Source organism: Bifidobacterium indicum, from assembly GCF_036987015.1.
In the GTDB taxonomy this organism is placed as follows: domain Bacteria; phylum Actinomycetota; class Actinomycetes; order Actinomycetales; family Bifidobacteriaceae; genus Bombiscardovia; species Bombiscardovia indica.
In genome coordinates, this window is the sequence record NZ_BTXM01000001.1 from 556515 (window position 1) to 569313 (window position 12799).

13 protein-coding genes are annotated in these 12799 nt (G+C 58.6%); 1 reads left to right on the forward strand and 12 read right to left on the reverse strand.

From position 1 onward, the window contains the following. Positions 1 to 57: 57 nt before the first annotated feature. Positions 58 to 699, reverse strand: a complete 642-nt coding sequence (locus AACP59_RS02450) for a 50S ribosomal protein L25/general stress protein Ctc (protein ID WP_297316098.1) — start codon at positions 697 to 699, stop codon at positions 58 to 60. Positions 700 to 955: 256 nt separating this feature from the next. Between AACP59_RS02450 and AACP59_RS02455 the strand changes: the two genes are divergently transcribed. Then, the gene (locus tag AACP59_RS02455; protein ID WP_297316097.1) at positions 956 to 2974 is read left to right on the forward strand and encodes an AMP-dependent synthetase/ligase; all 2019 of its coding nucleotides are present in this window, start codon (positions 956 to 958) and stop codon (positions 2972 to 2974) included. Between the two features lie 297 nt (positions 2975 to 3271). On the opposite strand, the gene AACP59_RS02460 is transcribed toward AACP59_RS02455, so the two are convergent. From AACP59_RS02460 to AACP59_RS02510, 11 genes are all read right to left on the reverse strand, one after another. Next, positions 3272 to 3676 carry a DUF2511 domain-containing protein gene (locus AACP59_RS02460; protein ID WP_339351159.1) on the reverse strand — a complete coding sequence of 135 codons (405 nt, stop codon included), beginning with the start codon at positions 3674 to 3676 and terminating at the stop codon, positions 3272 to 3274. Between the two features lie 57 nt (positions 3677 to 3733). Then, positions 3734 to 4594 carry an ATP-binding cassette domain-containing protein gene (locus AACP59_RS02465; RefSeq protein WP_339349702.1) on the reverse strand — a complete coding sequence of 287 codons (861 nt, stop codon included), beginning with the start codon at positions 4592 to 4594 and terminating at the stop codon, positions 3734 to 3736. Next, on the reverse strand, positions 4578 to 5384 hold the full coding sequence (locus AACP59_RS02470; RefSeq protein WP_339349703.1) for a murein hydrolase transporter LrgB: 807 nt from the start codon (positions 5382 to 5384) through the stop codon (positions 4578 to 4580). The genes AACP59_RS02465 and AACP59_RS02470 overlap by 17 nt, the downstream gene beginning before the upstream one ends. Beyond that, entirely contained in the window at positions 5381 to 5866 is a 486-nt protein-coding gene (locus tag AACP59_RS02475; protein WP_339349704.1) for a hypothetical protein, read from the reverse strand. The genes AACP59_RS02470 and AACP59_RS02475 overlap by 4 nt, the downstream gene beginning before the upstream one ends. A 237-nt stretch (positions 5867 to 6103) precedes the next feature. Continuing rightward, a complete protein-coding gene (locus AACP59_RS02480) occupies positions 6104 to 6937 on the reverse strand; it encodes a hypothetical protein (RefSeq protein WP_297316092.1) in 834 nt (277 codons plus the stop codon). A gap of 10 nt (positions 6938 to 6947) precedes the next feature. After that, a complete protein-coding gene (locus tag AACP59_RS02485) occupies positions 6948 to 7547 on the reverse strand; it encodes an RNA polymerase sigma factor (protein ID WP_297316091.1) in 600 nt (199 codons plus the stop codon). A 508-nt stretch (positions 7548 to 8055) separates the two neighbouring features. Further along, positions 8056 to 9063: a GTPase Era gene (gene era / locus AACP59_RS02490; protein WP_339351157.1), complete on the reverse strand. Its 1008-nt coding sequence runs from the start codon at positions 9061 to 9063 to the stop codon at positions 8056 to 8058. A gap of 19 nt (positions 9064 to 9082) precedes the next feature. After that, positions 9083 to 10486, reverse strand: coding sequence for a hemolysin family protein (locus tag AACP59_RS02495; protein WP_297316089.1), 1404 nt, complete (start codon positions 10484 to 10486; stop codon positions 9083 to 9085). Between the two features lie 19 nt (positions 10487 to 10505). After that, positions 10506 to 11078: an rRNA maturation RNase YbeY gene (gene ybeY, locus AACP59_RS02500; RefSeq protein WP_297316088.1), complete on the reverse strand. Its 573-nt coding sequence runs from the start codon at positions 11076 to 11078 to the stop codon at positions 10506 to 10508. After that, positions 11075 to 12379 carry a PhoH family protein gene (locus tag AACP59_RS02505; protein ID WP_339349706.1) on the reverse strand — a complete coding sequence of 435 codons (1305 nt, stop codon included), beginning with the start codon at positions 12377 to 12379 and terminating at the stop codon, positions 11075 to 11077. The genes ybeY and AACP59_RS02505 overlap by 4 nt, the downstream gene beginning before the upstream one ends. Positions 12380 to 12407: 28 nt before the next feature. Next, a complete protein-coding gene (locus AACP59_RS02510; RefSeq protein ID WP_339349707.1) occupies positions 12408 to 12755 on the reverse strand; it encodes a histidine triad nucleotide-binding protein in 348 nt (115 codons plus the stop codon). Between the last annotated feature and the right edge of the window lie 44 nt (positions 12756 to 12799).

Genomic DNA, 12799 nt, shown 5'->3' on the forward strand with positions numbered 1-12799 from the left:
GCCGGGGAGCGACAGGCGCCCACCCGGCCCTCGAAGGTGCAGAAGTCCGAAGGGGGCTCACTCAGCCGATTCCTCGGAGGAAGCCGCTCCCTCGCCCTCGCCCTCGCCAGCGGCAGGGACGGCGGCCTCGGTCTCGGCCGGGTTGGTCAGGGTCTCCTCCTTGGGGATCTCGACGGTCACGATGGAATCCTCAAGGTCATCGATGATCAGTTCGGAACCTTCCGGCAGCTTGATGTCCTTGGCGAGGATCCTGTCACCGTCGGACATGCCCTCGACACTGATGTCAATACGCTCGGGCAGGTTCGATACGTCGGCCCGGACCTGGAGGTTCTGGGTGTCGATGAAGGCCACTGCCGCACCCTTGGTCTCGCCGTTGATGAAGACGGGGACCTCGACGGTCACCTTCTCGCCGGCACGGACCTCATAGAAGTCGATGTGCTCGACCTGGCGCTTGACCGGGTTCCGCTGAACGTCCTTGACCACGGCCATCTTGGTCCTGCCGTCGAACTCGATGCTGAAGAGGGCGTTGGCACGGCGCAGGGCCAGGGTGGTCTCACGCATGGGAAGCTTGATGTAGTCCGGCTGGGCGCCACCGGCATAGATGGTGGCGGGAATCTGTCGGGCCACACGCATGCGGCGGGCAGCTCCCTTGCCGAACTGGTCGCGGACTTCACCCTTGAGCTTCAAGGTATTGGGCATTCTCATTCCTCCTTGGTTGATTGAGGGACCGACCAGGGCCGATCCTGGCGCATCGCCGCGTCGGATTCCTGGGCCGTCCGGTAAGAAGGTCGAAGACAATCACGCCGAGTCGATTACGGAGACGGAGAGTCTCCCTCGCCAAAGCAACCCTGCCACTATACCACCACCGGTGCCTGATGCAAAGACGAAGGCCGGGGCCGGATTTTTCCTAGACCACGAGTATCCTTGTCGTATCTGATTGCGATAAGGAGTCAATGTGTCGTTACTATCATCGGTCAAATCTTACGTGACACACCGTGTGGGTCATGAGGATGATCCGACGGAGGATCCGAACGCTGCAGACGGTGCCGGAACCGGCCGAACGTCCGAGCAGGACCAGGCAGGACTACCCAACAGGCACTTCTGGTCGGCGGACTACGCCACCACCACCTTCCTGGATCAGGGTCTGATGACGGCCAGGACCGATGGCATGGGCCCGGTCCCGGATGGCATGACCATCTATGACATCTACGCAGACCGCGCGCGTCGCACCCCGGACAAGCCCGTCCTCCATTTTGTGGAGAACGGTGCCTGGACATACCGGACCGGCAGGGAGGTCCTGAGCGACATACGCAAGACCGCAAAGGGCTTCCTCCACTATGGCATCAAGAAAGGCGACGCCGTCGCTTTCATGTGCCGAACCAGTTATGAGTGGGACATCATCGATGCGGCCGTCCTATCCATCGGTGGAGTCATCGCCACCATCTACGACACCGATTCTGCCGAGCAGATCCGGTTCATCGTCAACAACTCCGATGCCCGCCTCCTGATCGTCCAGACCACGGACATGCGGGCAAAGGCCGAGGGGGCCGAGAAGGACTGCCCCACCCTGGAGCGGATCTCCTGCCTGGAATCAGGCCTCCTCCAGGAGTTCCAGGCGTATGGCGAGTCGGTCAGCGATGCAGAGCTGGACGAGCGTATCAACTCCATCATGAAGGGCGATCTCTGCTCCATCGTCTACACCTCCGGGTCAACCGCCGCCCCCAAGGGGGTGGAAATGACCCATGAGCACTACTGCCAACTGGCCAGGAACCTGAACGCCTTCATCCCGAACCTGACCCACGACCCCGAAGGGTCCATCCTCCTCTTCCTCCCCCAGGCCCACACCTTCGCCCGGGCTATCAGCTACGGGGTGATTTACGGCGACATGCACGTATACATCTCCTCGGGCATGGCCACCCTCCTCCCCGACCTCCAGGAATCGAAGCCGACGGTCATCATCGGGGTTCCGAGGGTGTTCGAGAAGGTCTACAACGCCGCCTCCCAGAAGGCCGGCCATGGTCCCAAGGGGAAGATCTTCTCCGGGGCCGCCAAGGCCGCAAGGAAGTACATGACCGACATCTCCGTTCAGGGGTGGCCGACCAGAAGCGATGCCATGCGCAGGGCCTTGTACGATCCGATTGTCTACAACTCCCTCAGGCAGGTCCTGGGCGGCAGGGCCAAGTGGATCGTCTCCGGTGGCGCCCCCCTCGACCCCCAGCTCCTGGGCTTCTTCCGTGGCGCCAACGTACCGGTCTACGAGGGTTACGGCCTCACAGAGACCACGGCCCCCTGCGCCTTCAGCCCGTTGGGGACCCCCTACCACAAGGGTTCCGTGGGCATCCCCTTCCCCGGGTTCACGATCCGTATCGCCCAGGACGGCGAGGTGCAGATCAAGGGGACCTGCGTCTTCCACCGCTACCATAAGAACGACCAGGCAACCGAGGACTCCTTCACCCCCGATGGCTGGTATGCCACCGGTGACCTGGGTCGAATCTCGCGCGACGGCTTCCTCTACCTGACTGGCAGGAAGAAGGACCTGATCATCACGGCAGGCGGCAAGAACGTCTCCCCCAGGCCCATCGAGGAGATCATCGAGAGGTCCGAGATCGTTTCCCAGGCCCTGGTCCTGGGTGATAAACGGCCCTTCATCTCGGCCCTGGTGACCTTGAATGAGTCCGCCCTGAGGCCCTGGCTGGCCTCCAAGGGGCTGGACCAGAACATGTCCATGCAGGAGGCCGCCGGGAACGCCGTGGTCAGGGCCGAGGTCCAGGAACATGTCGACAAGGCCAACGAGGGGGTGTCCCGGGCTGAATCGGTCCGTAAGTTCATCATCCTCCCCGAGGAGTTCACCCAGGAGAACGGCCTGATGACCCCCTCCATGAAGGTGATACGCCCCAAGGTCATCAAGCGCTACACCGACCTCCTCAACACCAGGATGTACGTCTCCAAGAAGGGGAATGCGGTCCGCCGTTAGCAGGCCCTCCTCACGATACCGGAGAAAGGCCGACAGCCGGCTAGGAAAAACCGGTTGTCGGCCTTGGTGACCTGGTGGTCCTTGACATTTCGGGCCTGGATTTCATTGTTGGAGAACATGATGTGACCCTCCCCGGCGGTGAGAGGCAGCGACCGGCAATCGCACGTGCCTGATATCGACCGTGCACATCATCCTATGCCATGAAACAACAGTTCATCCCGATGCACAATCCGGTAGGTTATTTGGGATTCGGTATGCTGTCCGAAAGGGCTACATGCCGGGCCTTGTTACACCAGTTTATTTTGGCAGGTCACAGACTGAGAATGCGAAACTCATCAGAGTTCCTACAGACTTACTGTCATCTGATTTCAATGTTGAGATGTTGGTTAGATTTTCATTGCCTGGCACCTGGTTAAGTGCGTACTGTACGCCATCCGGAGTGGTAAAGCGGAGGATGGGGTCTCCCTGCCTGCTGTGCTCGCATGACACGGTGCCTTCATCTACCTTCAGGGGCCATGTGTGCCCCAGATCCTCTTTTGAAATTGTCTGTGGGTTACTGGTAGCTGCAACCAAGTTGCTTCCATCAGCGGGATATTCTTCAGGATGACTCATGCCATCAGTGCAGCCTCCAACCCCCACGGTCAGCGTGGTTGTGGCACATATAAGGAGAAGGGCCTTGATGCTCTGCTTGATTCGCTTCATGTGTATTCGACGCACTTTCATACTTGAATATTGATTTTGCTGAGTAATCGACGGTATCTAGTGTTCCCTGGCCAAAGCCATATATCCATCCTCGAGGTTGGGCGCAGTTTCTACGGAACCTGCGGGCGGGGTATCGGTAACTATGCGGTACCTTGTCCCGTTTGGTGTGGGTTCGGCGTTGATGATCGTGGCAGCATCCGGTGGGGCCGCGATGGGTGGCGTGATCCAGGTGTGACCGTCGGCTTCATGGATCAGCCCCTGTGTCGGTCCGTCATACTGCCTGCGTCCAGAGCGTAATACACATACCCAGGGGCAGGTTTGCGCAACATCATCGAGTATGTGGGTGGAGAGGATAACGGTTCGATTCTGCCCCAGCTGAGCAAGGAGAGTGCGGAACCGCATGCGCTCTTCAGGATCCAGCCCCGCTGTGGGCTCATCGACTACAAGCAGCCGGGGATCACCCATAAGGGCCTGTGCGATTCCCACCCTCCGCCTCATCCCCCCGGAGAACCCCCCGATATGTTGGCTCATCACGTCTTCCAATCCCACCTGTTCCAGGAGGGTGTGTGCCTGCTGCTGCCGAACGCGTTTGTCGTCGATCATTTTCAGGATGCCGATATAGTCGAGGAATTCAAGCGGGGACAGATTGTCATACGGGGTGATGTTCTGTGGCAGATAACCCAGGTTTCGTTTCAGAATACGCCTATTGACCGGAGTGGACAGGTCCTGTCCATCAATAAGGATTTTGCCCTTGGACGGTTTGATTATTCCTGTGAGAATACGCATGAGGGTTGTTTTGCCGGCACCATTCGGTCCAATAAGCCCTATCATGCCTTGTGGAAGGTCAACCGTCAGGTTATCTAAAACGGCTGGTCGCCCACGAAAATCCTTTGTCAGATGATCAATGGAGATAAACATGCGAGGAATTTCCTTTCAACGTCAGTAGACGGTCGGACCGAACCTGTATGTGGTTGGAGGCCATGTTTGCACCGGTGAAGAGGATGACGATAATACTCCCCTGCCAGAGCAGGGATAGGAACCCTGATTGGACGGTAAAGGCGCCGTTCGTTGGTGAGTACACAGGATCGGTATGGAACCATCCCTGAGCAATGGGATCGCCAATGACCGACAGGGGGCCGCCATTGAGCGTTGGAAGTGGTAAGAGAGGGGTATGGAAGGCCAGCCAAGCCCATACCAGGACGGCAAGAATTCGGGCTGGGACTGTGGGTAACAGGGCTCCCAGCAGGGCGGATATCCCCGTAGCAATCAGAATTGATGGTGAGAGTATGACAAGCACTACCGCCAGGGCCCTGATTATCGCCTCACCGTTGCCGTGGAAGGCTTGATAGACCGCGATCAATACAAGGATAAACAGGGAAGATGATATGCAAATACCCCAGGCCCCCAGGACTTGAGCCAAGCGGATGACAGCCATCGGTAAGGCGGAGGTGGATTCAAGTTCGTCCATACCTGCTCGCTTGCCGGCAGTCATAAGGTTGCTGAACGATGCCGCATATGCCAACGAGGTGAATATGGCAAGAACCTGTCCGGTAAAGACAAGACCCTGTATTGTGTTGAGTCCGGGTGACATGGGAGAGGCATAGGCCAGAAAGAGGGCGAAGAGCGCCAGCGGTATGCTGGCTATCCACAAGGCTTTTCGTCGATAAACCATCAGCAGTGTGATGTGTAAAAGGCTGAGTGTTCTCATAGGTCTGCCACCTTGAGTGCATTGCGTTCTGAATCACCGCACACGTTCCAACCGAAGATTGCGCATGCTGCTGCAATGATCAACGGGACGAGTCGTTGCCGGACCGGATCGGTGATGTACGGATCCCATATCAAACATAAAAACAGCCAGACGGCAATGGAGGCCAGCGACGACGTTGGCATGGACATGGTGAGTACGGCTATAAGGAAAACCAGACAATTGACAATGAGAATACCGCCGACCGGGGTAATCATGCTCACCCACCCCAGGTCACGTGGCCATAGTCGCAGCATATGCAAGCCGATAAAAAGAAGCGCCGTGGCGATGAGAAATGCCCCGGTGATGATAAGCAGCCTGGTTGCTTGAACCTTACGCCATCCACTTGGAGTCGACTCAGAGAGCTCAACGAGTGGGTCGCCGTTGAGCACACAAGCCGTACATATACCGGAAGTGATCATCGGCACCTGAGTGAGAGCCATCATAACCACCCTTATGCGGCTCAACGAACAGATTGCCTCCAGTAAGATGCCCGTAAGCAGAATGCCCAAGGTCATCATGAAAGGCAGTACCGCCGGTAGGGAAAACCTTTTGAGCTGCATACCTGCGAAAGTCAACCTCATCCACCTCTTCCATATCTGGTTTTGGCCACGGGCCGTCGCCGGACATGACCTGCAACTTGTCCCGTCTATTCAGTTAGTAGCGAGAGTGGATCAAAAGGTTCAACAGTTCTTATCCCCATCGGCGAGTTGGGCATGCCAGGCAAGAGGGGCCGTAAAGATGGCAGCGCTTAGGAGTCCCGTTGCCAGGAGGATGATCCCTGCCCAGGCAGCGGTTGTAGAGGGTGCCGAATCGACCCATGCCGGCAGGAGGAATGATGGCCCGAGATCTTGCAGAGTTCTCACTAATGGTGCAAGTGCCCCCAGGAGCAGCGCCACCCAAGAGTATTGCCATATGCAGAGAAGGGCCACAATATTAGCCAGGAGGGTTGCAGGGGCTATCACTTGGGTAATGGCTGGTAGGGGTCTCATTACCGGGTTGATTGCAGTGGCGACCAATAAGGCTGCACCCCCGACGACGATATTGGAAATAAAGGCCAGCAACAGCCTGGTAGCTACTACGACCTGAGGTCCGAGAGGCATACTGAGCATCAATTCGCGATCATCCCTAACGGAAAAAACCAGGATTACCGTCAGCGCCATGTTCAGCATGAGCAGATTTGACAATATATGCAGACCGAGGCCACCGTACCGTGCACCATGCAAAACGCTGCTGATCACAACAGCGCCCGCTGCTATCACAATTTCTATCAGCATGATATATCGGGGCAGAAGGTTCAATTGGGCCCGAACAAGTTGCCCACAGGAACGTACTCGACGCTTGAATGGTATCGGCTGTTCTGCGGCCAGCGACGGCTCCTGGTAGATTGCCTTCATCACGCTGGTGAATGCTGGAACCGGTGGCTGGGCATGCTGCTCGTTTTCCCGAAGCACCTCCTGAACTTCATCCCGGTAATCTTCTGTGACTGGGTCTGAGCTCTTGTTTTGAGTTGCCATCATTTCCCCTTCATCCTCTCCGGCTTTGCAGTCGTTGGCCGCTGCCTGAAGCGAGGGCTGTCAGCTGCGGACGCAGGATCTGTTTTGCGCGAGCAAGACGAGACTTCACGGTCCCAACCGGAATGTCAAGCAGTGAGGCAATTTCCGGATAGGATAACTCGTGGAGCCAGGCCAGGGTTACCGTGTATGCCATTTCCCTTGGGAGCGCATCAATCTTCTCCCGTATTGTTTCCATCATCAGATCCCTATTGACGAGTTCTGCAGGTTCCAGACGATCATCGGCTATCGAGTCGAGTTCCTCCGAATCCATTTGGTCGGGTAGCCTTGGCTTGCGACATTTCATATATATCTGTCGTCGTGCAATGCTGAGTATCCAGGTAAGAACCCGGCTTTCCGCGCGAAAGGATTTCGAGGAACGCCAGCACCCCAGCCACGTGTCGGCAAAAGCTTCACTGGCATCCTCGTCGCCGGATGTTCGCAGGGAAATGAAAGCTTGGACGGTATGGGCATACTTGTTGTACAGTGCTTCAAAGGCAGATTCATTTTCGGCGGCCACCATCTTGATCAGCGTTATATCATCAGTATCCGGATCAATTCGAGATCGTTCCACTGATCATGTCCCTTCGCCACTGCAGAGATGGTTCCTTCCGCGTATTGCCTGTATCCTAGACACATAGTCGCTGGTACCGCAAAGGGAATCCGCTCCCCTACGTCATTTTTGCCTTGCTCAAGGGTGCGGATGCATGCTGAACAGCGGCTGTCATCTGTGGCTGCTCTTGGTGCAGCTGATTATATGATTGCAAGCGAGGACACATTGTCGACCGGTACGTCAGTGGACACATTGTCATCTTGTTTCCGGATGAGTCGAAACGTTGTTTCATGATGAATGGCGTAGATCCCTGATACCTCGAATCCCTGTTTCCCAGTGAGTGGAATCCTTGGGCAATGCCGACCCCTTCCTCGTATGCGACCGGATTTGCTCATCCAGCAGGAAAGGGGCCCTAAGGATCGCCTATACCTCCCGTATGGAGCAGGATCGCTCGGCGACCGCAGAAGTTCATGAAACGGTTATCACGATCAAGACATAGGCTGTGCCGCCAATCAGCAGGACCTCCCCCTCAGAAGCCGAGCCTCTGGAGGAGCTTGGGGTCCCCCTGCCAGTTCTTGGCCACCTTGACGTGGAGATCAAGTGCGGCCTTCTGACCCAGGGTGCGATTGACGGCAGTCCTCAGCTTCTTCCTGACCCGGACCAGATGTTCGGCACCATGGCCGATGATGATGGGCTTCTGGGAGTCCCTCTCCACATAGATGGAGACATGGACCTGTGCCTTGTGCCCATCCTCGGCCGGCTCGATCGAGTCGACGTTCACAGCCAGGGAGTGGGGCAGCTCGTCGTCAAGCTCCTCCAGGAAGGCCCCCCTGACCAACTCCGCAATCATGTCTTCGGGACGTTCCTCGGTCAGCTGGCCTGCCGGATACATCTGCGGCCCGACCGGCATGGCGTCGATCAGGACCTGCTTGACTTCATCGACGTTGTCCTCGCTCACGGCACTGACCGGCACGATCTGATCGAAGTCCGCAAAGTCGGAGACCTCGATGAGCTTGGCCACCAGCTCCTCCCTGTCCAGGCGGTCGATCTTGGTGACCACCGCGATCAGAGGCTTGCGCCAGTGCCACTTTCCGGCTCGGTCTTTCTTGGCGAAGTTGGACCTGAGTCGGCTGAGGATCCTCTTGTCGCCGGGGCCGATGGTCTGATCGGCGGGCAGGAGGAAGGCAATGGCATCCGCGTCTGAGAGGGAGGCCTCCACCACGTCGTTCAAACGCTGGCCCAGGAGGGTCCGTGGGCGGTGGATACCAGGGGTGTCGACCAGGACCAGCTGGGCATCGGGGTCGGTGACGATACCCCGGATGGCCTTGCGGGTGGTCTCCGGCCTGGATGAAGCGATGGCGATGGGCCTGCCCACCAGGGCGTTCATCAGAGTCGACTTGCCCACGTTGGGCCTTCCCACCACGGCCACGAAACCTGAGCGGTAGGGCTGGTCCTGGGAGCCTTGGCAGGAATCGCCGCCCTCAGGGTCGGTATGGTTCTGACCGGGGGTGGTCCCCTTAGTGCGTATGTGTGTCATGTACCGCTTTTCCTTGTCTTCATTCCTGGCCACTGTCCGGACCTTCCTGGTCCGGGTCCTGACTGGCGGGTTCCTCGTCCAGGGTGATGTCCGAGTCATCCGCCGGCTCCACGATGATGGTGGCGATCTTCTTCCGGCGACCGACAGCATCAGCCGCCGTCAATCGTATGCCTCTGGTCACCGCGGAAGACCCCTCGACCGGAACCGAGCCGAGAAGCTTGGTCAGGAGTCCGTAGACCGTATCCACGTCATCCTCGTCGATATCGATCTCGAAAAGCTCCTCCAGCTCCGCTATCGAGGTACGTGCGGGCAGACTCCAGGTGTGGGGTCCGATCTGCTTGGGCTGGTTGTGCTGGACCCGGTCATGCTCGTCCTCCAGCTCACCCACGATCTGCTCGATTGCATCCTCGATGGTGACCAGACCGGCGATGCCGCCATACTCATCGACCACAAGCGCCAAATGATGACGGGACTTCTGCATGTAGTGGAAGAGGTCATCCACGGGCTTGGATTCGGGTATCAGGACCGGTTTGCGAACGATGGAGGCGATGGGCCCCTGGTCCTTTTGCCTACCCAGGGAGATGGCCCTGACCACGTCCTTCAGGTAGACCACGCCGATCAGGTCGTCCATGTCCTCGCCGATGACCGGAATCCTGGAGAAACCGGACCGGGAGAAGAGTTTCAGGGCGGCCTCCAGGCTGGTGTCCTTCCCCATGCAGATCATGTCGGTCCTGGGAACCATGATCTCACGGGTCAGGGTGGTGGAAAGGGTCAGGACGTTCTTGATCATCTCCGATATCTCGGGATCGAAAGCGCCGGCCTCGACCAGTTGGTCGACCATGGCCCTGCCCTGCTCGATCTGAATCTTCTCCAGCTCTTCGTCATCCGAGAGGTCACTACGCCGGGAGCTCCTGGACCAGGAATTAATCCTGCGCCGCTTCTTGAAAGGGGTCAGACGGACCGCGATCGATATGATCCGCACATACCTGAGCAGGATCTCCAGAGGCTGTCTGGTGCCATTTCGCCTGGGTCCGATGGTGACTGAGATGACGGCCACCAGGACGGCGGCCACCAGGCCACAGACCACCTGCTCCCAGATTCGGAAGCCGGCCACCTGGGTCATGCCCCCCACCAGAAGACCGATGAGGATGTCACAGATGACCCGGAAATAGGCGCATCCACTGGAGGTGGCCTGGCGCTGGGAGATGAGCTTCTGGGCCTTGTGGATCCGGTCGATCCGCTTCATCCTGGAGAACTGGCTCAAATCCTGGTCGGTCTGCAGACCCAGGATCAGGTTGTTCAGACTGGATCTGGTCACCCTGGTCACCGAGCCCTCGGCTGCAGCCAGGACCAGGGAGAGACCAATAAGGATCAGCACCACCAGTGCCATGGCGATCAGCATCAGGATCGAACGGCTGGTCATTGCAACTCCTCTTTCGGATTCATGACCGGCCCCTGTGACCGACCATACCCGTGCCCGGTCCATGCCCGGATTCATGACTGTCTTCGTAGGATTCCAGGGCGTTGAAGGCTCCGGCAGGCAGGGTGGCCTCACCCATGGGCCCCTGTCGCAAGGCCAGGAAGGTGAGCAGGAGCTGGCGCTGAAGGCCGAACATCTGCCCCTCCTGAGCCTTGGTGGTGTGATCATACCCCAGGAGGTGAAGGGTGCCGTGAATGGTCAGGAGCAACATCTCCTCCATGACCGAATGCCCGGCGGCCTGGGCCTGTTGGGCGGCCACCCAGGGGCAGATGACGATGTCGCCCAGGATTCCCTCCACTTTCCGGCTTCCATCGCCCGGGCGGAGCTCATCCATGGGGAAGCTCATCACGTCGGTCGGACCTTGGAGGTTCATCCACCGCTCATGCAGGGAGGCCATGGGATCCGGGTCGTTGAAGATGATGGTCATGTCGGACTGGGGGCTGACCTGCATTTGGTCCAGGACCCAGATACCCAGGTCCGAGAAGGTCCTGGCATCGATCTCCCACTGGGTCTCATTGGTGACTTCCACACTCATTCCCGCCCCGACCTTCCGCGCTGCCTGGCCGCCGCCTTGTCGTAGGCGCGGACGATCCTGCCCACCAACCTGTTGCGGACCACGTCCCCTGCCTCCAGATGGACGAAGGCGATGTCATCGATCCCTCCCAGGATCTCTTCGATCGTGGCCAGTCCCGAGGCCGGCAGTCCCACGTCGACCTGGGTGATATCGCCGGTGATGACCATCTTGGTGTTGAACCCCAATCTGGTCAGGAACATCTTCATTTGCTGACGGGTGGTGTTCTGGGCCTCGTCCAGGATGACGAAGGCGTCATTGAGCGTGCGGCCACGCATGTATGCCAGTGGGGCCACCTCGATGGTCTCATTGCTCAGGTAGTGGTGCATCCGTTCGGTACCCAGCATGTCGGAGAGGGCATCGTACAGGGGGCGTAGGTAGGGATCGACCTTGTCATTCAGGGTACCCGGGAGGAAGCCCAGGCTCTCGCCCGCCTCCACTGCGGGGCGTGTCAGGATGATGCGGCTGACCTGCTTCGTCTGGAAGGTCTGAACCGCCTTGGCCACGGCCAGGTAGGTCTTGCCTGTTCCCGCAGGCCCGATTCCGAATGTGATCGTATGGGTCTGCATAGAAGAGACATAGGCCATCTGACCTGCCGTCTTGGGACGGATGGGGCCCTTGGAAGCGTAAGTCAAAGGAGTCCTCATGGCCACTGCCGACGAAAGGGCCGCCCGGTGCCTGTTTTCGTCCTGGTCATCCTCATACGGTTCCGGGTGACGGTCATCGGCCTCCGACTCCTTGCCCTGGTGCATTCGCTCTCCTGTGATACCGGTTTCCTCCTTCCAATCGGGTTCCGCGGCTTCCGAATGCCTCTCGTACAGGTTATCTGCCCTGTTATCCGGAACTCGAGGAGACGCACCGGTGATTCCGGCACGGCGATGACCCTTGTCTGTGCCGGAATCGGCGTAGGTGGCCACATGACGACCTTGGGGCAGGGCCTGGTCCTTCCCGGATGCGGCAATGACTGCTCCGGTCAGGAAGGGATTACCCATCCGCCGGTGGTCCAGGAGTTTGCCGACCTCTTCGGCATCCATGGGCACCTGGTAGGCGGCCTGGACCAGTTCCCCGATCAGGTCGTAGACCTGGCCGGCCTCCTTGTCCCCTAGGGGGTTGGTGGCGGTCAGGATGATCCGGTTCCCCCTGATGAGGATGTTCACATGCGGAAAGGCACGTTCGATTCGGTCCATCACCGCGTCGCCCGGCCCCAGGACGAGGACGGGGTCGAGTTCCGATGGAATATCCAGGCTTCGTGTCGTTACCGCCACGTCATCCCCTCTGTCGTCTCAGCAGCAGTCACTCGGGCAGGACCTCCCCGGTCATGACATGGGCGTGCACATGGAAGACGGACTGGCCGGCATCCTCTCCGGAGTTGAAGATCAGTCGGTAGGCACCGTGGAACTCCTGGTCGGCGATGGACTGGGCCACCTCGACGATGTGGGCCAGGGTCCGGGGATCGGCCTTGGCCAGCTCGGCCACATTGGCGTAATGGCGCCTGGGAACGATCAGAACATGGATCTTGGCCTTGGGGTTGGCGTCCTTGAAGGCATAGACGCTTTCGTCCTCATAGACCCTCTGGCTGGGAATGTCACCCGCGATGATCTTGCAGAAGATGCAGCCGTCACCATGTTCTGAATCACTCATACCCGCTCCTTGGTCAGACCTTTCACGATTGAGATTCACTACCA

Bases quoted from the DNA above. Each gene is read 5' to 3' on its own strand.
- AACP59_RS02450 (WP_297316098.1), bottom strand. From the start codon at position 699: ATGCCCAATACCTTGAAGCTCAAGGGTGAAGTCCGCGACCAGTTCGGC.
- AACP59_RS02460 (WP_339351159.1), bottom strand. From the start codon at position 3,676: ATGAAGCGAATCAAGCAGAGCATCAAGGCCCTTCTCCTTATATGTGCC.
- AACP59_RS02465 (WP_339349702.1), bottom strand. From the start codon at position 4,594: ATGTTTATCTCCATTGATCATCTGACAAAGGATTTTCGTGGGCGACCA.
- AACP59_RS02470 (WP_339349703.1), bottom strand. From the start codon at position 5,384: ATGAGAACACTCAGCCTTTTACACATCACACTGCTGATGGTTTATCGA.
- AACP59_RS02475 (WP_339349704.1), bottom strand. From the start codon at position 5,866: ATGATGGCTCTCACTCAGGTGCCGATGATCACTTCCGGTATATGTACG.
- AACP59_RS02480 (WP_297316092.1), bottom strand. From the start codon at position 6,937: ATGGCAACTCAAAACAAGAGCTCAGACCCAGTCACAGAAGATTACCGG.
- era (WP_339351157.1), bottom strand. From the start codon at position 9,063: ATGACACACATACGCACTAAGGGGACCACCCCCGGTCAGAACCATACC.
- AACP59_RS02495 (WP_297316089.1), bottom strand. From the start codon at position 10,486: ATGACCAGCCGTTCGATCCTGATGCTGATCGCCATGGCACTGGTGGTG.
- ybeY (WP_297316088.1), bottom strand. From the start codon at position 11,078: ATGAGTGTGGAAGTCACCAATGAGACCCAGTGGGAGATCGATGCCAGG.
- AACP59_RS02510 (WP_339349707.1), bottom strand. From the start codon at position 12,755: ATGAGTGATTCAGAACATGGTGACGGCTGCATCTTCTGCAAGATCATC.